Genomic DNA, 21,051 nt, shown 5'->3' on the forward strand with positions numbered 1-21,051 from the left:
TCAGCCCGGAAAGATCAATCGAACGCAGAAATTCTGCGTTCGGCTGACTCTCCTGGCGAAATCTCATCATTCCTGGAGCAACTGCGTTTACTACCAGAGCAGAATGACAATGCCGTCGAACTCGCCCGAGAGCGTTTTCTCTCGGGTGCGTTGTTTTCACGCGAAGTTGCGGAATCGGTTGCAACTTCGTCACTGAAGGACTTTGTATTTTGAACTGTTCGTGACGACTTACACGACACGGAGCGGAATTTGATGTTGCATGAGGCAACGGGTCACCTCACACGAACCAACAAAGAAAGAGGTTAGAAGATGGGACTTTCGATCGCCAACAATGTGGCATCACTCAACGCTCAGAACAATTTGACTCGAGCAAATGAACGATTGACGACTTCCGTCGAGCGACTTTCATCAGGATTGAAAATCAACCGAGGGGCTGATGGTCCTGCGGCATTGGTGATCTCGGAAAAGCAACGTGCTCAAATCGCCGGTCTGGAACAATCGATTCAAAATGCTGAAAAGGCAGTTTCTCTTGTCCAGACAGCTGAAGGTGCGTTGAGTGAAATTAACTCCTTGCTTGTGAAAGTGCGTTCACTCGCTATCGATTCAGCCAACACCGGTGTCAATGATAGTGACGCGTTGTCCGCGAATCAGGCGGAAATCAACAACGCTCTCGATACAATCAATCGGATCGCCAACAACACTCAATTCTTGACAAAGAAATTGCTGGACGGCTCGGCTGGAGTGAATGGAACTCCGAACGACACAGATGTGAGCTTCCTGGGAGCCACTTCCAAGACATCGGCCGGTTCCTACAACGTTGCGATCACGACCGCAGCCGAAAAAGCACACGTCTCCAATGGAACAGCACAATCGTCTAACCTGGCTGCCGCTGAAGAATTGACTGTCAACGGGACTGTCATCACCCTGAATGCAGGGTTGTCACAATCTCAAGTGATTGACCGAATTAACGAATTCTCCAATCAAACCGGTGTCATCGCTGAAGATAACGGTGGGAACACTCGACTTTACAGCTCAAACTATGGATCTTCAGCATCAATCAGTGTGACTTCGGATACCGCAGCTGCTGCCGACAGTTCAGGTTTCGGAACCGCGACCCTGAGTGATACCGGACTGGATGTCGCTGGTACAATTGATGGCGTGGCAGCATCTGGAAGTGGAAACACCTTGACCGCTACGTCTGGAGCTGCCCAAGGACTTCAACTCTCCTTTGCGGGTGATCCAGCCAACGCCACTCAAACAGTCACAGGGGCACAAGGTAGCGTCACCGTGACTGACAACTCGTTGACATTCCAGATCGGGCCAAACGCAAATCAAACGGCCCAAATCTCAATCAATCGAGTCAATCCGTCATCTCTAGGTGTTGGAGTTTCTGGAAATCAATTTGCCAATCTGGACCAGATTGATGTGACCACAGGAGCCGGTTCACAAGATGCCCTTGCGGTCATCGATGCAGCCATCGACGACATTTCAAACCTGCGAGGAGACTTGGGGGCGTTCCAACAGAATACGCTCAGCTCCACAGCGAACAACTTGCGAGCGACGTTGGAAAACACCGTCAACGCTGAGTCTGTCATTCGTGACACCGACTTCGCTGCGGAAATTGCCAACTTCACACAACAGCAAGTTCTCGTTCAAGCTGGAACTTCTGTTCTTAGTAACGCTAACCAATTGCCACAATTGGTTCTCTCGCTCCTCGGATAACTTTCACTCAGATCCTCAAACCTGACTTGAATCTCTCAACCTCTGAGCATTCGTATTCAATCAAGTTTGCGGGTCCATTTTCACTTCGAATGTTTTCTCCAAACCCGTTGAAGAACAGATTTCTTCAACGGGTTGATTTGAATAATAAAAAATAGGATGTCGCCCCGAGGCAATCGACTCAGGGATTCGAAGAACAGGTGAAACAATGATTACGATTGATGGACTGATCACAGGAATTGACACCGAAACGATCATCGATGGACTACTGGAAATCCAGAAGAACCAGATCGATCGCTTGCAACTTCGGCGGCAAGGCATCGAAGCGAAACAGACTGCATACGAGTCAGTGGAGGTTCAACTTGTCTCGTTGAAGTCCATTGCCGATCGACTCTCTCGTCCGCAGGCAAATGTCTTCCAAAGCAGAAACGTTGAGGTGAGCGAAGAAAACGCCGTCTTCGCAATCGCCAACACAAATGCCAGCACCGGGACCTATCAAATTCACATCGACAGCCTCGCCAGAGCACATCAAGTTGCATCCACTGGTTTTTCCGAAACCCACTCGGAAATCACACAAGGAACGCTGGACATTCAAGTCGGGGACGGAGACTTGAAAACGATTACCGTTGATTCATCGAATAATTCGCTGCAAAGTTTCGTGGACGCGATCAACAACGTCAAAGCGGGTGTCACCGCAACATTGGTCAACGACGGTTCAGCATCCGGAACACCACACCGAATTCTTTTGACAGCCAATAAGACCGGCGAAGCAAACCAAATTACGATCACGAACAACCTCGCCGCGAGCACTGGAAGTGCCACTCAGCCGGACTTCGATTTTGACAATCCAGTTCAGTCTGCTGACGATGCCCAAGTCCGACTCGGAACAGGCCCAGGAGCGCTGACAGTTCAAAGCGCCTCGAATGAAGTGAAAAGTCTCATCCAGGGAGTCACTTTGAATCTGCTCGCAGCTGATTCAGATCAGGAAGTTCAAATCCGCGTCAATCCAAACACAGAGCCTGCAACGACAGCCATTAACGATCTCGTCGACAGCTACAACGCGATCATGGATTTCGTCGACGATCTTGTTCGATTCAACCCCGAAACGGACCAGGCCGGCTTATTGATCGGAGACCGGACTGTTACTGATATCCAGAACGAAATCCGGTCAGCGATCCTCGATGTTGTTCCAGAAGTTGGAACAAGTGCAAATCGTCTTTCAGTCCTTGGAATCTCGATCAACAACCGAAGTCGCTTAACCATCAATGCGACGCGTTTAGAAGAAGTCCTCGCCGGCAGAGTTGATGGCATCACGGAGTCCGATCTCCAAAATCTGTTTGCTTACAACCATCTCAGCACCAATCCCAGTGCGCCCACGGGAATCGGAACCCGATTAAGCCAACTGATCGATGGCTTCACAAACATCGAATCGGGAGAACTCGGCTCTGTCAAAGAGAGTCTCCTCGACCAACTGACGAGCCTGGACAATTCGATCGACCGTCAACAACGGATTTTCGACAACCAACAGCAGGATTTGATCGCACAGTTCGTTGCTCTCGAATCATCGATTAGCGAACTCCAAACCACCAGCAGTTTCCTCTCTTCACAACTCAGCAACCTTGGGAAGATTGGAAAATAAAAGCGGGCTTTTTGCTTCTTGAAGATCGTGCCGTTCGAATCATCAACTGCTTAAGAGTTACTCCAGTTACTTACAGCAATCCGTCAAGCGCCCAACAGCTAGAGCTTTTTTGAAATGATGGACGCATTCCGCCTCGTGGCGAGGAGTCTATCAACTGAGGAAAGCGACCTTCGTACATCACATGGATTTTGTTTCAGGATCACCCTTAACCTCGTAGCCATGAAAATGAACCCTCTTCAAACGTATCGTCAGAGCCACCAAAAGAACTGGACCCGCATCGACATGTTATTAACACTCTACCGAGAAACAGAATTGTCTTTGCGATCAGGAATTGACGCACTGAGAGTTGCAGACCAGGTTGAGTTCACGCTGACTCAACTCCGATCAATCAAACTTCTCTTAGCGATCATTGACGGAATTAAGCCTGAATATGACGATCTCTCTCGAAACATCTATCAGCTTTGCTTGTTCATTTTTCACCAGGTCTCCAGAGAGAACATCGAGGGGCTACAAAACGGTTTGCGTGTTTTGGTCACACTTAAAGAAAGTTTTGAAGCGATTGAAAATGAGTCCAGACATCTCGAAGCAGAGGGAAAGATCCCGCCCCTCGATTTCGATTTGGACGGTACACTTGCCGTTGGCTAACGCAGTCTGCGGAGAGGCGTTCAAATGCTGCCTCGTGGCGAACTGCCTATGAGATCGCGAACCGACACTCACGGGCACGAAGAGCATTGGAAATGTTCTAATTGGTGGACTGATCGGTTTGGAGAGTCTTTCTCGAAGCCGTTGGTGGGACGAGGATGAGCGTCGTCAAAACCAGTGCTCCGCAAAGGGAATAGCAGGTTGTGAAAACCCACCATGGAGCATCGAAGAACAGCAGGAAGTGGACCGATCTGCCTATGAGGCTTTCACCATCAAACGGTTGTTGTGCAAGCGTGCGAAGTTCGCGTTCCCAAACGGTGAGTGGACAGGTAATCCCGGCCCAGGCCTCATACACAACGATTGCAATCATGATCAGGTGAATGCTTCGGAACCAGGGATTTCGGACCCACTTCCATTTTAAAAAGTAGCCGAACAAGATCATGAGCAAACCGATCACGATCACTGCTGCATACGCGATATGTAGCAATGCAACGAAATCAGCCAGAACGCCAAAGATTGCGATATCCATACTTCACAGAGACACATTGGCAGCATTTTATTCCAAGCTTCGGTGGGAAAACTCCTGAATATGCAAGTTGTACGGATTACTCGGTGGGGGCAAGTCCACGATTCGCTTCAAGTGAAAGATGTTGGTCCTACGACCGGTACAAGTGATTTCGAGTCTCCACAATGAGGATGAAGAGCGTTTGACGGACCGGTTCTCTGACCTAGGCTTCAGAATTCCCGCACACTTCGCCCGCAGATCACTCAAACCATCTCTTCGATCCGCTCACAGGAACAGGTCAATTCAATTATGTCCACGTCTCTCTCCCCAAACGTGAACACTCTGAGCTATCTGAACTCACATCCGATGGAGTCGTCCCGACTCTTAAATTCGTTGATTGAAATCGTTCAGACTGTTGAGAATTCCCCATCGGGAAACCCCATTGATGAAATCATCAATATACACATCTTAAGACGCTTACTCACCGCGATTCATTTCCGTGATATTCAAACACTGAAACATTCACGTCGAGTCGGCATCATCAGCGTCGGAATCGGGTCTCGATTGGGTTGGGAAGATTCAGAGCTTCGACTGATTGAGATCGCTTCACTTTTGCATGACGTTGGAAAAATAGGAATTCCAGACCATATTTTGCATAAGCCAGGTCGCCTCAGCCCGGATGAAGCCGAATACATCGCGTCTCACCATCGAGTCGCCATTGAAATCTTGCAGGCAACTCAGGCCAGCCAGGAACTCATTCAAATCGTGGCTCAGGCTCACGGAGTCAAGGTCGACACCGGCGACTCGAATGAGAAAAACAGTAGCTTAGGTGCAAGGATTCTGGCTGTTGCCGACGCTTTTGAATCTCTTACTTCAGCAAGATCTTATCGTCCCGCCTTTGATGAAAAGAGCGCGCTGAAAATTCTCCACGAACAATCGGGAAAAGAATTTGACCGAAACATCGTCGCGGCTTTAGAAAGATGGTTAGACAGTCATGAGTCACGTGGGTTGCATGATGATTCCGCCGCAGAATCTGCTGTTCAAGCAAATGCCCCCACAACAGATTCTGCAAAAGCCAACGCAGCCTGTTTCTGTCAGCTCTTTCAGTATCTCCATTTGATGGAGAGTCTTTACGACGCTTTTTATCTCATCGATGAGAAGCGGCGAGTTGTGATATGGAGTATGGGAGCAGCGAAGCTGTTTGGATTTCCCGCAGTCGATCTGATCGGCCAGCCGTGGCATCGCTCCGTAGTGACTGCCGACGGCCCCAAACCGGACCCAGTCGAAATTGCCTTCCAAAGCGCAAAGTCAAACTGCCACACTTTGACGCTCAAAGATATTGATGGAAACGATCAGGAATTTGGTGTTCAAACAGTTCCAATTCTTGACCTCAACCAGCGAGTTGTCGCCACCGCAGAATTGATTTGCGATGGGAATGAATCCAAAAAACATCGCGGTCAATTTCGTAAACTTCACATGGCAGCCACCCGGGATGCACTGACCGGAGTCGTCAACCGAGGTGAACTCGACGACAAAATGATTCAAGTGTTCAACAAATGGAATGCAGAACCGACGATTCCATTCAGCATCGTCTTTCTTGACATTGACCACTTCAAAGAGATTAATGACCGACTCTCACATTCCGTCGGAGATCGAGTTTTAATCGATGTGGCTCGGCTGATTCAGGACGAACTCTATTCCGGAGAAATCGTAAGTCGATATGGCGGAGAAGAGTTCGTCATTTTATGCCCGGAAACTCCTTTGGAAACAGCACTTGAACGAGCTGAACGACTTCGCCGAGCAATCATGGGAACAAAGATCGCGGAGAGAGAGGACTTGCGGGTGACTGCGTCATTTGGAGTTGCTCAGGTCGAGAAAAATGATGACCCTGAGTCACTGATGAAAGCCGCAGATAAGGCACTCTATGAGGCCAAGAACTCAGGCCGAAACAGAACTTGCCACCGAAAAGTCAGTGCTGTTCAGAATGCTCCGACCGCAGAGCAAAAGAAACAATCAGACTGGATTCACCACGCTGAAATCACCACATGTGTTGCGAGTTCGATGCTGCACATCAAGTTAAAGGGATACGTTCTCGACAACATGGCAAAAATCCTCGACGTCAAAGAGGACTCGCTGCTCCTGCAAGTTGGCGCCTCTGGTCTACTCGGTGGTTGGGGAAACAAACAGGATCGGCAACCGGTCAAAGTTCGAGTCGAAATTCACGAACTCCCCAACAACGAAAAAGTCTCTGGCACCAGACGCATCCTATTGAAAACAATCACTGAACCGATTGGGCGTCCCGCCAAAAAGGAAACGTTTCACACACGCGCGTCGATCGTGGTTGAATCTCTTCGGTCCTATCTCATCGCAGACTGAGAACTCTGGAAATTCAGAAGATTGCTGAATCAATTGAAAGAATGTTTTTGTCTCCGCCAACAAAGGGGACAATCAGAAATCGCATTCAATTCAACAAGACAGTCCTCGCAAACCAATTTGAGAACAGGTTCTAGAGAAACGCGTTATTCACAGCCACAAGATAGAGCAAAATTCTCTAATTAGCTGAGGCTTCTTCGGTGTATTGAGCTGCATCCAGCACTCCACCTTCCTGATGCGCGTCGCGAAAGAAGTTTCTCATTTCGATCATAGGAGGACCGAGAAGCAGAATCAGGACGGGGGGAGCGAGACACAACACGACAGGGAACAGCATCTTGATAGTCGTCTTGTTTGCCTTTTCTTCCGCACGCTGCTTCGCATGCTCTCGCATACCGTCTGAAAACTCTGTGACAGCTTGAGCTACGTGAGTTCCTGTCCGCTCGGCCTGACTGACAAGGCTTGCCAATGAACTCACATCTTCTGCTTCCATTCTCTTGGCAAATTCTTTTAACGCTTTTGTCATCGTATCCGCATCTGCGTGGCGGCGGACAACTTCAAGTTCGACAGCGATATCAGGATGGAAAAATTCGATCTCACGTGAAACTTTGTATAAGGAATCACGCAGGGGAAGACCGCCGGTGAGACACATCCGAACAACATCCAGTGCATCCGGAAGTCCTTTTTGGACTCGGCCAAGTCTTGCTTTCGCTTGGACACTCACAATGACTCGAGGAACGATATACGCGAAAACGATGGCACCGAGAGTAATGTAAAGAATTGTTTTGGGGAGATCTGTTGTTGGAGGAGCTGCAACCGCCATTCCTCCACCAACTATCATAAAGATGACAACAATGAAGTTTCTGGCTGCGAGATATTCAACCAACGCATTGGGGCTGTAAAATCCTGCACGCTTTAGATCACGACTCAGACTCTCGAACTCCCCCGACAATCCAGGGATTGCCCCAGCGAGTGAAAGCCGGAGCTTACTAACCTTGTACTTTGTCGTTCGCGGTCCAACTTCTGCAATGTTTCGCACTCGCTGGCGAGCGCGAATGATCGTCATGCCTGCCAGCAAGACGACCAGGGACGATGCAGTAAAACCAATGATTGTTGCGATGTCGACAAAATTCATAATGCATCTTCCTGCGCAAATCTAATATTGGTCTTTACGTTCTGCCTCGTGGCGAACAATCTCTCAGGTTGTGAAAGTGATTTTCACGGACACGTCAAGCAATCGAAGTGCTCTAGGCTGAACGCTCTCTACCGAATATTTGTTTTGTCTTACTCTTCTATTCAGTCTGAACCGGTGTGTGTTACGTTTCGTTTTTCATGAGCATGAGAACCCACAACAACCCAGTAATTTCAAGAACGACTCCAACAATCATCAGTCCTCGCCCCAACTCGTCGTTCATGAGAACGTCGATATGCTCTGGATTCAAAGCCATGATTGCGAAAAATGCAACAGGAGCAAGACCAGCGATGATTGCTGTCGAAAGGCGTCCAGCTCCGGTGGTTGCCTGGATCTGTCCATAGATTGCCAAACGATCACGAATCACAGCAGCCATTCTTTCAAGCGTTTGCGACAAGTGACCACCACTTTGACGTTGAACCATCAACGTTGTGGCCAGAATACGAACTTCAACCAATGGCAAACGATGAGCGAATGTTTTGATTGACCTGTCAAAAGATGACCCCATCTTCAGGCTCTGATCGAGACGCCCTAATTCACTGGAGATAATTCCAGTCGATTCTTCCGTACACAATTGAATGGCTTGTTCAATACTTTGACCTGCACGTGTTGCTCGAGCGAGCATGTCAATCACACTTGGCAGTTGTCTTCGAATTTCTTGCAACCGGCGTTTTCGCTTCACTGCAAAGAAGAGCAACGGAAGAATCAAACCAAGAATCGATCCTCCGACTCCATAGATGGGTTGATTTGTATAGACAGCAACTCCACCACCAAAAGCCAAAGCTGAAGAAAACAGGATCAAAAAGCCAGTGACCGGACTGATCTCCAATCCGGACTCGATAATCAAACGGTCGAATCCTTGATCAATCCGCCCCATTGCCGTATTGCTGATCGGACGATCGTAGACCGTTTGAACTTTGCGAAGAGATCTCTTGGCCGTTTTCTCACGACCTCCATAAAGCAAATCTCTCAGCAGCATCCCAACGGCTGTTGCAACCATTGAAATTGAGCCAAATGCAACGATGGTGATTTCCGCTGATCCCACAGCTTTTCCTCACTTGTGACAGGCGTCAGTACGCCAATCTGCATTTATTGAAACTGGTTGAGTCGATCTACTCGATCATTTTCGAAATCAAAATCCCGGTCGGCCTTGCGGCTCGTTGAGATTCAATTGTCGAAACCCGTTCACCTCAGCAACCGACGAAGCAATCTGCTTTACGACCGGACAGGAACACGTCGTTTGTCGAACAGTTCGTCCGGCAAGCGAACTCCAGCTGCCCTGAGTTTCGACAGACACTTCGGTCGGTATCCAGTGAAGTAAAATTCACCTTGTGCCACACCTAATTCATCGACACCTGTCTGCTCAAATCCGAAGATATCTTCCAGATGAAATCCACCTTCGCGGATACTTACGATTTCCGAAACCTGCATAACCCGTCGAATCCCACCTTTCAGGCGTGCAAGATGAACGATCAGCGAAATTCCGGAGTTGATATATTGCCGAACGACAGGAATTGGCAGGTCGTAGCCGCTCATCGCAACCATCAATTCAAGTCGACTCAAAGCATCAAGTGAATCGTTTGCGTGAATCGTTGTGAGTGAGCCTTCATGACCTGTATTCATCGCCTGAAGCATGTCGAGCGCTTCCGCGCCTCGGACTTCCCCAATAATGATTCGGTCAGGACGCATCCTCAAACTGTTTCGAACCAGTGATCGTTGCGTGATCTCACCCGTTCCTTCATTGTTGGGCGGTCGAGTCTCCATGCGGACAATGTGGCGGTTTTGAAGTTGAAGTTCAGCAGAATCTTCAATTGTGACGACACGCTCATCTGATGGAATGAATTGTGTGAGAGCATTGAGAAGAGTCGTTTTCCCGGCACCTGTTCCCCCTGAAACCAGGAAGCTCACACGGGCGTCAATGGCGGCCGAAAGAAACTCGACGACATCCTGTTGGACCGTGTTGTTATTGACCAGATCGTCAATCCGCATTGGATTACGACCAAATCGACGAATGGACAATGAAGGTCCATCCAGTGCCATCGGAGGGATCACTGCGTTGATACGAGAACCGTCCGGCAATCTTGCATCAACCATCGGGCTGAGTTCATCGATTCGACGTCCAACGCGGGAAACGATTCGTTGAATGATTCGAATGAGGTGTTTGTCATCGGCGAAAATGACGTTTGACTCTTCAAGTCGCCCGTGTCGCTCGATGTAAACCGTATGTGCATTGTTCACCAGGATGTCGCTGACCGCGTCATCTCTCATCAATGCTTCCAACGGCCCCAGGCCGAAGACTTCATCAAAAAGCTCGTCAAGCATTCGTTCCCGGTCTGTCGTCTCAAGATCTACCTTCTCTTCAACGAGAAGCTCCTTTGAGATTTGGCGAACTTCCTCAGAAAGCTCTTCGTGGGAAACGTGTGCCAGCATTGACAAATCGAGTTCGTCAACAAGCCGCTCATGGATTTTGATTTTCAACTGCTGAAAAGCAAGTTCCTGTTCATCAACCAGAACCTCGCCGTCGGCGGGATTGAGCATCATCGTACGTGATTGCATCAGAGACATTTGCAAAATCCTTTGCGCAATAATGGAAAATCAAATCCAGGGGGCAAGAGCCCTACGAGCAACTCTGAGAATTGAAGTCAAAACCAGAGTTGCGAGATGCGTCAGCCACTATTTAGAACAGATCCTAAAACTTGACATTGCTCTCTCAAACGTTGAGTAAAGCGGCTATTCCAGAGGTTTTCGGACTGGATCTAAGGAAGATAATCCAAAGAGACATTTTCCTGATTTCGTCGTGCTGGAACTCGACCGGCGATCGGAGTTTGAACTCGCTTGCCAGTCCGAAGGACAGCCGACTTGTCTTCAACGTGCTCTTCGAATTCTACAACTTCTCGGCTTCCACCACGGTAGAGAGTCAACTGTTTCTTATCTGGGTTTGCTTCCAGTCCCAGAAGGTCCTCCATTGTGACTCGCTCTGAAGCATCTTCGAGAACAAGATTCATTGAACCGAATTCGGCACTGCTGCTTTTTGCAGATGAACTGGAAGCCGAGCTAGAAGCTGAGCTTGCTGCTGAGTTCAGATTCGCTGCACTGTTGAACATGACCTGTTCCAAGTTCTCAAGATTGTTCCGTTGGACTTGGTTATCGAGGTTGACTGGAGCGAACTCAAAGTTTCCAAAGTCATCAGGATTTCTCAGAGTCAGTGAAATTTCACCGTGCCCTTCAACAACCTTCAACATTTTCGCTTGAGCAGGCGTCACAGCAAGAGTGACACTCCCGTCGTTGGAAAATTCAATTCGTTTTCCAGTGAGGACAGACTTTTCCAAAGCAAGAACTTCGACCTGCTCCAGCAATGTCATTGTCACGCTAGGTCGTTCCCCTTCCGGATTCGAACGAAACAGAACATCAACAATTGAGCCAGGATCAGCGAAACCGGTGATTGCCCCAATATTCTGGATAGGAACTGTTACCGCACGGAAACCAGGCTGTAACCGATCGACTACACCCGGACCAAACCCTTCGCCGTAGAAATGCTCTGGCAAAAAGAGGCTACCCTTAGGCATATCTTGATTCAGCATCCGGTCAATGACATAGTTCGTGTTCCCGATGAACGGCTGTCCAGCGTATTTTGACTTTGCAAATTCCTCTGGTGTAAATTGGTGGATCACAATGTCGTGAAGTGAGATTTCACGACCTTTTTCGAGGTCCACGCTCGCAATGGGAACGATGATTTTCTTGGGACCAGACTTCAACCCAATATCCGAGAGTGGGGGAAGCTTTGGTTGATTCATTTGTTGCCGCACTAAAAATGCGCCGCCAAGACCAACCAGGATCGCAAATATGACGACCGTCATGGTTCCGGGACTAACACGATTCATCCTAAACTCCAGTTGTTCCAGTCAATACAAGGCGAAAATTGCGTCATGCAGTGTCTCAGCAACCTGTTCCATAGGTTGCTATGTTCTCAAAATTACGGCCCAAACGGATTATTTTCACCACCAACAACCGGTGCTCCGAAAGCGTCTTTTTCAGACCCAATCAGACTTAAATCCTCGTTAATCACCATGCTACCTGGTGCTTGATTAGCCACATCTTCCGGCCGGTCACCCGGCTTATCATCGTACCGTGAGTCCCCTGGCCCGAGTGGATCATCACAGGTAGCCCCTACACCTGAAACCCTGTAACAATAAGATTGGTCCAGTCGTTCAAGCGCTACCCCCACGTCTCCATACTCTTGGACGAGTTGATCGCGAAAAGTCGAAAAGCCGACAACCATTCCGATAGTCACCACGGTCATCAGGAACAGGTACTCCACTGAATGCACCATGCCACAATCGTCGGCGAATAGTCTCTGACATCTTTTGAGCATCTACTTCGGTCCTTTCATTCAGGTTTAGCTGGACAGTACAAATCCCGTGCCAGAACAGAGAGGAATCAGGATTGAACAAATTTCAACAGCTTCGCCCGGTGAAAAGGCTGGAAACAAAGGAAGCGAAATGAATTAGGGCGACTCGTATCCCGGGCCTGTCATAAGACTCATTCTGTAAACGCTGGTTTTCAATTCTGAGTCCCTTTACACATTAAGACACATAGCCGGAGCTTGAATCAGAACCGATGCGACCTCACGATGTTGAGGTCTGAGTTCACCGTTTGAGAGGTGAAACCCAGGAATTTGGGTCCGATTTCAAGAGATGTGCAATCACGTTCATGGCATCGCATTGAGGAGTTGAACCCGTAAACCAGAAACGCCCATCCTTCCCCAAAGTGATGGCTTCATCATTCCGAGTCAGGATGTCCTTGAGACTCGCTGGACTGATCGCACGCCCCCGACTATCCAATACATGCACAGTCTGAGAATCTGGACGTATGAGAAATCCGACATCGACGTGAGCATCCCGAACCTCGCAGCGAAATGCTTCAGCCTGAAGTGGAAAATCCGAGGAAGAAAAATTCAGATCGAGAAAATCGATCTCACAGCCAATTTCAAACAGAATCGTTCCCAAAATCTGCATTGTCAGTGGATCACCACAGGCGAGCGCAACGCGAAGCGGTTTGCAATGATCGAAAAGTTGACGGACATGCTGCTCATAACGATCAACCAAGGAAAATGCCTGATAGTTCCCAGCATACCGACTGCTTCGACTCGCAGGAGAATTGAGCCGGGTCAAGAGTGTCGTGAGTTCTCCAGGGTGGGCCCATTCGCGACCGTCCCCACCGAGGATGTCCAATCCATTAACGCCATCGACACCATTCCCGCCGGTGACAAAAATTCCTAAGTCGGATTTAAATTGAGAGATTGCAAAGTCAAAACAGGCTCGACTCGTTTGTCCTAGGTCGATGATCTCGCAGCCAGACCTTTTTAAAACGGGGACGACTCCCACTGCCAGATCCGCCGAAGAGGGGCGCCAGTCGTAAGCCACAAGAACATGGAGAGCAGAATCGCTCAGCAACGAAGGCGAGTTGTCAGCGAATTCATCATCGACCGTCAATTCCGAGTCGCGGCTTTGAGTCAAAAGCTCAACGGCATGCTCCACAAATTTTGAAATCACAGGTCGAGTCATCTCATTCAGATAGAGACCTCTGATCCCGACGCCTCTGTCAAGAAAGCCTGAAAACCGCGAGACGTGCTGGCTCTGCTGGGACTGTTTGTCAGATCCATGAACTTTTTTTGTCACTTCACCAGGAAGCGTCGCTGTATCAAATCGATGCTCGCAATTTGAACATGCGTCGTAACCAGAAGATAAACGTGCCAGATGGACCGATTTCGAAATGGGCTGAGTCTCTCCGGGGCAGAGATAGACCTTCCCGATCGGGATTGGTTCTGATTGCTGGTCATTTCCATCCATGGAATGGTATCACCGATTGAAATGTGGATGAATCCATGATCGTACGAGGAGACCTCTCTTCTCGTCAATCGGAACCACCAGCGATTGCGACTTACTTAAGTTCAGAAACCATCTTCCAGCTTGCATTAGAGTAGCTTGATCTACCATGTGCCCGTGAAGAACGCATTTCTCTAGAACCAGTCCGGAAACTTGTGGAATGATGACTTTTCTCAGTGCTTGAAAGCACAAGTTCAGGTTTCAGGATCAGTTCTAGTAATAAGGCTGTTCGCCACGAGGCAGAATCTGCAAACCAATTCGAAAGATGCATTAAAGATCCAGGCCGTAGGCCGCTGGAGAGTCAATGACTTCATCGGTATTGTAATTACGAACCTTGCGATCGACGCGTACTTCCAATTGTTGCTGATACAATCGAAACTGCTCTTCCGCTTCGACAGGAGACTCTGTCGAGTGGAGTTCGATGCTTTTCATATCATCTGTATGGCGTAAGCGAAGATGATACGCATACGACAGGCTTGAAGAGTTTGATTTACGATGAGTCGTGACCTTTACTTGAAGTTGAAATCGACTCAGTGGCTCTTCCCAACGCTTTTCTCCCCAAGGGCGAAGTGTCACCTCTTCAACTGTGTGATTGGAGATGATCGTTTGAATCGTCGTGAACAGGTTCAGCAGCCCCCAGGTAAAAATGGCCCCAACAATCATCAGGAAGAAGCAGGGGAAGGGAATGATAATCCAGATCTCATTCTGGACCAGAAAAATCAGCGAATAGAGTAACGCGATCAGAAACGGAAGCGAAAAGCCGCACAGTGCTAGCCCGAAACGTCGATTTGTCTCAATCCGCTTCGCTGGAAGTTGGGAAAGATCAAATCGATATTGACCGTTAACACAACGCTGCGCATTCAACACGTGTCGGAACTCCTTACTGACCTCGAACAAATCTATAATTCGTCTTAACTGTCCTGACTCATGGCCCCAGCGTATGAACTTGTGAAAGCGTACTTCGCGGACGAGAGAAGCATTGGATATGTCTGAAAAGCTACCTATCATGCAATCAACAGTAGGGGTAAAAACGAAAAACCCTGATGTATTAGATCAGGGTTTTTCGAGAGTCGCAAAGATCAGACGGAGTAGCTCAACTACTTCTTCTTGATATCAAAATCAAATGTTCCGCCCCCTTCAGGGACATCTGCACTCTCAGGTGTTTGGTTAGAATCAGCGTATACAGGGGCGAGATCATTTTCAGCTCCAGCATCTGCTGCCATTTCGTCGGGACCAAGTGCTGTCCCATCTGGTTTCAAGAGACGTGAAAAGGTCACTCGATATTTCCCAGCTGGAATACCTTGTTCCTCTGAAGAAACAGCCAAAGTGTATTTTCCAGACTCGTCCGAAGTCCCGCTGGCAGCCACTTGGTCAGCTCCAGCCCCATCCGCAGGAACAAATGTGACGGAAACTCCCTTGGCGGCTTCTCCGTTGACTTTCACAGTCCCAGTGACTGGATTGAGTTTTAGTTCAGGCTTATCACTTCCACCTCCACAACCCGACAGCATCCCTACAACACAACAAAAAGCAAAGGTTTTCTGCAGCACAGTCAGCATTAAAATACTCCAAGATCTATAATCAAAGAAGCGGATGGAACTTGAGTCCCACCCGCAGTGAAAAGGCTAGATCAGTCAGCGATTAGAACTCACCAACAGGCTGACCATCTGCAATGTACCCGAGTCGTACACGTGTTGTGCTGTCAATGTTTTCACTGAGGAATCGAACAGATCCATCCCCTAAGAGAACATGTGCTCCACCGGTGTGCAAACTTCCAACTGTCGACCAGTCTCCGAGACGGCCAACAATCTCTGGTGTTCGTGTGAAGGGAGATGAATCCCAGCTACAACATTTCCAGAAGTTAATCCCACGTGAGTACTGGAGATCGACTCCATGGCCAACCCACTTTGAATATCCCCAAGCTTGGGGTCTTCCGTTCCAGGTTTGACGTGTTGTTTCTGCCACGACAACTGTATTACTTGATCCATCTCGGAAATCGCGAAACTTTGAACAGCCATCGTGTCCAAATGCACGACGAGTTGTGCGAGAGTCAGACAACCAGTTGGGACACCACGATGATGTTCGTCGAACATTAAAATCGTAGTTTGTGTAAGCACCGTACTGACTACTTGTTGCTCCAATCGCGTAGTTCGCGTCTGTGGTGCTATTGTATTTCTCCGGTCCATCATCAGATGGGCACATGAACATCGGAATGATTGTTGAAACGACAACATCGTTGGCATTTCCAGGTTCACCAGGTAGTGGTCCTGTATAAGTTCCACCGGCACGTGCAGTAGCTGCAGCAAGATCAAAGTCAAACTGATTGTAAAGTGGAGCTTGCTCAATGAATGGAAGCATCAAAAGCCATCCACGATGGTTCAATGAATGCGCCGTCCCAACTGCTCCCGATGTACACGAACTACTATGTGATACTGAATAAGGAAAAACGCTGTGTGTGTCGTGATAGTTGTGTAACGCAATCCCGATCTGCTTCATGTTGTTCTTACACGTTGATCGCCGTGCCGCTTCGCGAGCCTGCTGGACTGCTGGTAGAAGAAGAGCTACCAGGATTGCGATAATCGCAATCACAACCAGCAGCTCAATGAGTGTGAAACCACGTCTCGTCCGCGCTAACATTAGTTTTCTCCAAGGAGTAAAAATGAAGGAATGAAAATTCCTGATCTCAAGAATTTGAGAGGATTCGAAAGGAATGCTAGCTTCATAATATCAACGGTCACCCATCCGTCAATGTTTATCTCTGTCTTATTTGAACCAAATCGGACCTTCGGCGAGAACCTCTTGGTACAGATTTTGGGCCTTTGAGGATAAGGACTGCAATCGGTCAGGGAATTGTTGGGAGACATCCTTTTTTTCGGAAATATCTTCTGAAATATGATACAGCTCGAAATGGTCCAATTTTGAGGCCTTCAGCAGGGGAACAACTCCTCGCTTCAATGATCCACCGACAGGCATATTTGCAGGACCATCCCAGCGGGCAACAACTTTCCAATCCCCTTCACGCAGTGCGACTTGACGATTCCCAGTGCCCCCGAAGTAATGCCAGAACAGTGGTTTGTGACGCTCAACCTGCTTGCCGCTCAACAAATTTGCGATGCTTGTCCCGTCGAGTGGTTTTGACTTCGGAACATCGACACCTGCAAGCTCGCACAATGTTGGCAGGAAATCGACACCACTGACAGGCTCAGCTGAGGTCTGTCCTGCCTGGACCTTTTCGGTCCAGCGAATGATCCCCGGAACTCGAATTCCTCCTTCATATACGTGGAGCTTCATCCCTCTCAGGGGACCAGAAGAACCGTGTGAGCGCCAGGCACTCTTGTAGCGGTTGAGTGTCTCTGGACCGTTATCAGAAGTGAAGATCACCAGCGTTTCCTCATTGATCTTCAGTTCATCGAGCTTTTTCATCAGTCGTCCGACTGCGGAATCCATGTTGGTCACGTTGGCGTAATAAAGTGCTTCCCCCCTCTTTTCCGCATCGGGATAAGCTGCAACCATTTCGTCAGGCGAATCAATCGGTTCGTGCGGTTCATGAAAGCAGACAAACATAAAGAACGGATTGTCACGCTGTTTCCGTTTTTCCAGCCAATCAATGGCCTCATCAGCCACGAGTTGACAGGAATACCCTTTTTGGTCCCCGACCTCTTTTCCATTCCGCACAAAGTTTTTCGGGTTTTTATGCGTGGGGCTCGCATTGTTTTGAGTAGCGAACCAATGGTCGAATCCGTGATCGTCCGGCTGTGTTTGGTCGGGATGATTGAATTTGCCATTAAGATGCCATTTTCCGACATGGCAGGTATCGTAATTTGCAGCCTTCAGTAATGTCGCAATCGTTTTTTCATCCCGCTTCAAGTTCATGGGATTCCCTTCTGCGATCCAGGAATAGATTCCGGTCCGCGACGGAGTTCGACCTGTCAGCAAGCCTGCTCGGGCGGGAGAGCAGAGTGGAGATGCGGAATAGCAATCCGTTAACCGAATCCCCTGCGAAGCGAGCTTGTCCAAATGCGGAGTGCGAATCGATTCGCTCCCGTAACATCCCAAGTCTCCATATCCGAGGTCATCACACAGGATGACCAGAAAATTGGGACGTTCGCTCCCAATGAGAGATTGTTGCGACCATCCCAGCAAAACGATTGTCGCCAGCAACACACGATTGAACATAAATTCGCTCCACAAAATCTGTACTAAAGCAGTTTGCTCGACATGTGCCCAGGAAGAACGCGTTTCACCAGCGAAATTGCTGTTCGCCACAAGGCAGGACACGAACACCAACTCGAAAAACACGAGATGAAAGAAAGAGTTCCAAAGAATTCATTATGTCAACTCGCATTGAAATCACATCAACATGACAAGCCCTTCGAGACGACGTAAGCGTCCGTAGACAGCAAGAACGTGAGCGGCCGAGTGCATTTCTGGCTCGATCGTCACACTGACATGTCGTCCACCAGCGGTGGTTTTAGTCGAGAATGAAGGTTCGACCCCTTCTTCAAGTTCCGCCAAAACAGCAGCGAGAACACGTCCGACAAAGGAATCGTCAACTGAGCCGATCACTTTGAAACGATATTCACATGGAAAGGTATGAGTCGATTCCAATAGTTCTTCGTCTGGGAATCCTTCAAGCATCGTAATGTTTCTTCTCTCAAAGACAGTCAGAACTGCTGACAAGACTCCTGAAGTCGTTTTCAGTCACGAGAACGACAAGCTCTCACTCAGCTTTTGTCAGAGTTCTATAAGTTTTTCTGGATGGGGTTTGTCAGTGCTGGCTGTCTCCTCGCCAGCAAGATCAAGCACCCGCTCTTCCCCGAGTTACGAGGAGAGCGGGCGGTTGTGGTATCAGTTCGCGACCGTGCTGTTCTAGTGAAATCGAATAACTGGGATCGTCAGCATGACTCGCTCTTCAGCCAAGAAGTCGAGCTGAAGAAGTGCTTCCTGAACCATTTCCACTCGCAATGGATCAAGTTGTTGAAGCGTCGGTGCCAATGCGGACCAGATCCCCAGTGACAGTCGTTTATCGTCGTCCTTCTTGGGTGGTGCAAGATCTTCAACCAAAACTTCCATGAAGTTCTTTGCACGAGGGACGGTACGAATTTCGTAATCTTTGAGTTCGAGATCTTTGACGAGGTAATCAATCGCGTCATCCAATGAACCGAGTTCGTCCACCAGTCCTAACTCAAGCGCCTGCGCTCCGGTATACACTCGACCGCCGGCAATTTCGTCAATGTCTTTGCTGAGTTTCCCTTCACGTCCTGCAGTGACGTGCCCTTTGAAAACGCCATAGATCGAATCCATCCACCCTTGGAGTTCATCGCGGTCTTCATCACTGAAAGGCTTTGATGAATGAAGGAGGTCTGCTTTGTCACCACGCTTGATCGGTTCGAAATTGATTCCAACTCTGTTCCACAGTTTCGCAGTCGCCAGTTTCCCTGCGACAACACCAATAGACCCTGTAATGGTGCTCGGATTCGCGAAGATGCGATTCGCTCGACAGGAAACATAATACCCGCCACTCGCTGCATAGTTGCCCATTGAAACGACGACTGGTTTTTTCTCCTGGAGTTCAGTGATCGCCTGCAACATGATTTCCGAAGCCGTTGCCGATCCCCCCGGAGAATTCACTCGTAGAATGACGCCACGGATTCGAGGTTCGGCAGCGATGGAATCCAATGCTTTTCGAATCTCTTCGCTAAACGCCCCTTCTGTTGCTCCGAACGGAGAGGCTTGTTTTTTGCCCAAGTAGATGGCCCCGTCAATGTGGACGATAGCAATCGCATCTTTGGTGGAACGACGTTGCTTCGGTCCGGCGAGAATTTCTGCCCAAAGTTGCAAGGCTGCAAAGGGATTGTTGAGATCGATTTCTTTCCCGGTCTTTTTCCCGTATTTTTTGTCAAATTTCACAGTCACTCCATGAGTCTTCTTGATGAAGGACGTGAGTTGCTCTCGCGTGAAGACTTCATCAGTCAACCCGGCCTCTTTCGCAGTTTCAGCAGAATAAAGCCCTTTGTTGATCCATCTTTCGACCTGAGCGTCATCAACTTTTCGCCCCTGAGAAATGCTCGACTTCAAACCAGCATAGATCCCGTCGTACAGCCATTTGCTCATTTCCTGGGATTGCTCACTAGGTCCTTTGCGCATGAACATCTCGGCGGCACTTTTATAATCTCCACACGTCAGGAAGTCCGGCTGTACCTGGAGCATGTCGAGCAGGCCCCGCAAATACATTTGCTCCCCATAGATTCCATTGATCCAGACATCTCCGGTTGGCGAGACACAAATTTTGGTCGCTCCGCTCAGAGTTGCATACGGCGCTGTTTTCAGTGAATCAGCGTGAGCGTAGACAGGCTTTTTCGCGGCAGTCTCTCGAATCGCTTCAGCGATCTCCTCAGATTGTGCATGCCCGACAGAACTCGCGCCCAAAAGCACAACAGCTGCGACGTCTTCGTCCTCACTTGCCTTTTTAAGACGTCCTGTGAAAGACCGAAGTGACTCATTTCCGATGCTGCCAAAAATCGGATCATCAGGGGTCGGCTTATCTGTAATGGCCCCTCCCAGATCAAAGACCGCCACTGTGCCGGGCTCTTTCTTGTCGTCCTTGTCCTTCTCCTGTGCAAAGCAGGGAGTAAGCAGTGTCACACTCAGTAGTGAAAACGTCGTGATGAGGGTTCGTATCCGAAAATCCATTTCTATTTTTCTCCAGTAAGGCAACTTCGTCGAGCGAAAGCGGGAAAATTCCAAGAACACGTCCATTGATTGTGTTCCAGACTATATTGTGAGCCAGACTGTATCAGCTTGACAACCGCTGAGCACCTGGATTTTATCGCGAGTGAAAGAAACCGGCTTTTTAATTGAACCAGTCCGTGAACCTTTGGGACTGTCACTTTTCGCAACATTTTAAGAGAGCAAATAAGAGAGCAAATTCAAGTTTCGGGATCAGTTCCAAAATCGTCAACTCTTCATTAGTCGAGCTTCGAAAAGTCTTAGCATACAATCGAGTGAGAGAAGCGAGTGAGAGAAGAATCGCAAGGTTTTCCACGAATCCCAAATCTTCAAGACGTGCGAACTAAGTAGTCCGGGACCATTGTCCCGGACA

At 48.7% G+C, this 21,051-nt stretch carries 17 protein-coding genes; 4 read left to right on the top strand and 13 right to left on the bottom strand.

Features of this window, described 5'->3' with window-relative positions; genetic code table 11:
• The first annotated feature begins 309 nt into the window (after window positions 1–309).
• From Mal48_RS11890 to Mal48_RS11900, 3 genes are all read left to right on the top strand, one after another.
• The gene (locus tag Mal48_RS11890; protein ID WP_145199444.1) at window positions 310–1,722 is read left to right on the top strand and encodes a flagellin N-terminal helical domain-containing protein; all 1,413 of its coding nucleotides are present in this window, start codon (window positions 310–312) and stop codon (window positions 1,720–1,722) included.
• 205 nt (window positions 1,723–1,927) lie between these two features.
• Window positions 1,928–3,358 (top strand): flagellar filament capping protein FliD, encoded by a 1,431-nt coding sequence (fliD, locus tag Mal48_RS11895; RefSeq protein WP_145199447.1) that lies wholly within the window; start codon window positions 1,928–1,930, stop codon window positions 3,356–3,358.
• A gap of 219 nt (window positions 3,359–3,577) precedes the next feature.
• The gene (locus Mal48_RS11900; protein ID WP_145199450.1) at window positions 3,578–4,003 is read left to right on the top strand and encodes a hypothetical protein; all 426 of its coding nucleotides are present in this window, start codon (window positions 3,578–3,580) and stop codon (window positions 4,001–4,003) included.
• A gap of 97 nt (window positions 4,004–4,100) precedes the next feature.
• Here Mal48_RS11900 and Mal48_RS11905 read toward each other — a convergent pair whose 3' ends face one another.
• The gene (locus Mal48_RS11905) at window positions 4,101–4,529 is read right to left on the bottom strand and encodes a DUF2784 domain-containing protein (RefSeq protein WP_145199453.1); all 429 of its coding nucleotides are present in this window, start codon (window positions 4,527–4,529) and stop codon (window positions 4,101–4,103) included.
• A 285-nt stretch (window positions 4,530–4,814) separates the two neighbouring features.
• On the opposite strand from Mal48_RS11905, the gene Mal48_RS11910 reads away from it, so the two are divergent.
• Window positions 4,815–6,881 carry a diguanylate cyclase gene (locus tag Mal48_RS11910; RefSeq protein ID WP_145199456.1) on the top strand — a complete coding sequence of 689 codons (2,067 nt, stop codon included), beginning with the start codon at window positions 4,815–4,817 and terminating at the stop codon, window positions 6,879–6,881.
• A gap of 175 nt (window positions 6,882–7,056) precedes the next feature.
• On the opposite strand, the gene Mal48_RS11915 is transcribed toward Mal48_RS11910, so the two are convergent.
• From Mal48_RS11915 to sppA, 12 genes are all read right to left on the bottom strand, one after another.
• Window positions 7,057–8,010 (bottom strand): type II secretion system F family protein, encoded by a 954-nt coding sequence (locus tag Mal48_RS11915; protein ID WP_145199458.1) that lies wholly within the window; start codon window positions 8,008–8,010, stop codon window positions 7,057–7,059.
• A 181-nt stretch (window positions 8,011–8,191) separates the two neighbouring features.
• Window positions 8,192–9,112 (bottom strand): type II secretion system F family protein, encoded by a 921-nt coding sequence (locus Mal48_RS11920; RefSeq protein ID WP_145199461.1) that lies wholly within the window; start codon window positions 9,110–9,112, stop codon window positions 8,192–8,194.
• A gap of 170 nt (window positions 9,113–9,282) precedes the next feature.
• Entirely contained in the window at window positions 9,283–10,623 is a 1,341-nt protein-coding gene (locus Mal48_RS11925) for a CpaF family protein (protein ID WP_145206091.1), read from the bottom strand.
• Window positions 10,624–10,823: 200 nt separating this feature from the next.
• Window positions 10,824–11,948: a Flp pilus assembly protein CpaB gene (cpaB, locus tag Mal48_RS11930; protein WP_145199464.1), complete on the bottom strand. Its 1,125-nt coding sequence runs from the start codon at window positions 11,946–11,948 to the stop codon at window positions 10,824–10,826.
• A 92-nt stretch (window positions 11,949–12,040) separates the two neighbouring features.
• Complete coding sequence (locus Mal48_RS11935; RefSeq protein WP_145199467.1) at window positions 12,041–12,397, bottom strand: hypothetical protein; 357 nt, start codon at window positions 12,395–12,397, stop codon at window positions 12,041–12,043.
• A gap of 316 nt (window positions 12,398–12,713) precedes the next feature.
• On the bottom strand, window positions 12,714–13,916 hold the full coding sequence (locus Mal48_RS11940) for a phosphohexomutase domain-containing protein (RefSeq protein WP_145199469.1): 1,203 nt from the start codon (window positions 13,914–13,916) through the stop codon (window positions 12,714–12,716).
• 306 nt (window positions 13,917–14,222) lie between these two features.
• Window positions 14,223–14,819: a hypothetical protein gene (locus Mal48_RS11945; protein WP_145199472.1), complete on the bottom strand. Its 597-nt coding sequence runs from the start codon at window positions 14,817–14,819 to the stop codon at window positions 14,223–14,225.
• Window positions 14,820–15,049: 230 nt separating this feature from the next.
• Window positions 15,050–15,508 carry a carboxypeptidase-like regulatory domain-containing protein gene (locus Mal48_RS11950; RefSeq protein ID WP_145199474.1) on the bottom strand — a complete coding sequence of 153 codons (459 nt, stop codon included), beginning with the start codon at window positions 15,506–15,508 and terminating at the stop codon, window positions 15,050–15,052.
• An 82-nt stretch (window positions 15,509–15,590) separates the two neighbouring features.
• On the bottom strand, window positions 15,591–16,586 hold the full coding sequence (locus tag Mal48_RS11955) for a DUF1559 domain-containing protein (protein ID WP_145199479.1): 996 nt from the start codon (window positions 16,584–16,586) through the stop codon (window positions 15,591–15,593).
• Window positions 16,587–16,712: 126 nt separating this feature from the next.
• Window positions 16,713–18,125 carry a sulfatase gene (locus tag Mal48_RS11960; RefSeq protein WP_145199482.1) on the bottom strand — a complete coding sequence of 471 codons (1,413 nt, stop codon included), beginning with the start codon at window positions 18,123–18,125 and terminating at the stop codon, window positions 16,713–16,715.
• Between the two features lie 174 nt (window positions 18,126–18,299).
• Complete coding sequence (locus tag Mal48_RS11965) at window positions 18,300–18,587, bottom strand: YbeD family protein (RefSeq protein WP_145199485.1); 288 nt, start codon at window positions 18,585–18,587, stop codon at window positions 18,300–18,302.
• Between the two features lie 231 nt (window positions 18,588–18,818).
• Window positions 18,819–20,642: a signal peptide peptidase SppA gene (gene sppA / locus Mal48_RS11970; protein ID WP_197441652.1), complete on the bottom strand. Its 1,824-nt coding sequence runs from the start codon at window positions 20,640–20,642 to the stop codon at window positions 18,819–18,821.
• Window positions 20,643–21,051: the final 409 nt, after the last annotated feature.

The organism is Thalassoglobus polymorphus (assembly GCF_007744255.1).
Lineage (GTDB): Bacteria > Planctomycetota > Planctomycetia > Planctomycetales > Planctomycetaceae > Thalassoglobus > Thalassoglobus polymorphus.

What these genes read in the sequence shown, in the direction of transcription:
- Mal48_RS11890 (WP_145199444.1), top strand. Translation starts at nt 310, where the DNA reads ATGGGACTTTCGATCGCCAACAATGTGGCATCACTCAACGCTCAGAAC.
- fliD (WP_145199447.1), top strand. Translation starts at nt 1,928, where the DNA reads ATGATTACGATTGATGGACTGATCACAGGAATTGACACCGAAACGATC.
- Mal48_RS11900 (WP_145199450.1), top strand. Translation starts at nt 3,578, where the DNA reads ATGAAAATGAACCCTCTTCAAACGTATCGTCAGAGCCACCAAAAGAAC.
- Mal48_RS11905 (WP_145199453.1), bottom strand. Translation starts at nt 4,529, where the DNA reads ATGGATATCGCAATCTTTGGCGTTCTGGCTGATTTCGTTGCATTGCTA.
- Mal48_RS11910 (WP_145199456.1), top strand. Translation starts at nt 4,815, where the DNA reads ATGTCCACGTCTCTCTCCCCAAACGTGAACACTCTGAGCTATCTGAAC.
- Mal48_RS11915 (WP_145199458.1), bottom strand. Translation starts at nt 8,010, where the DNA reads ATGAATTTTGTCGACATCGCAACAATCATTGGTTTTACTGCATCGTCC.
- Mal48_RS11925 (WP_145206091.1), bottom strand. Translation starts at nt 10,623, where the DNA reads ATGCAATCACGTACGATGATGCTCAATCCCGCCGACGGCGAGGTTCTG.
- cpaB (WP_145199464.1), bottom strand. Translation starts at nt 11,948, where the DNA reads ATGAATCGTGTTAGTCCCGGAACCATGACGGTCGTCATATTTGCGATC.
- Mal48_RS11935 (WP_145199467.1), bottom strand. Translation starts at nt 12,397, where the DNA reads ATGGTGCATTCAGTGGAGTACCTGTTCCTGATGACCGTGGTGACTATC.
- Mal48_RS11940 (WP_145199469.1), bottom strand. Translation starts at nt 13,916, where the DNA reads ATGGATGGAAATGACCAGCAATCAGAACCAATCCCGATCGGGAAGGTC.
- Mal48_RS11950 (WP_145199474.1), bottom strand. Translation starts at nt 15,508, where the DNA reads ATGCTGACTGTGCTGCAGAAAACCTTTGCTTTTTGTTGTGTTGTAGGG.
- Mal48_RS11955 (WP_145199479.1), bottom strand. Translation starts at nt 16,586, where the DNA reads ATGTTAGCGCGGACGAGACGTGGTTTCACACTCATTGAGCTGCTGGTT.
- Mal48_RS11960 (WP_145199482.1), bottom strand. Translation starts at nt 18,125, where the DNA reads ATGTTCAATCGTGTGTTGCTGGCGACAATCGTTTTGCTGGGATGGTCG.
- Mal48_RS11965 (WP_145199485.1), bottom strand. Translation starts at nt 18,587, where the DNA reads ATGCTTGAAGGATTCCCAGACGAAGAACTATTGGAATCGACTCATACC.
- sppA (WP_197441652.1), bottom strand. Translation starts at nt 20,642, where the DNA reads ATGGATTTTCGGATACGAACCCTCATCACGACGTTTTCACTACTGAGT.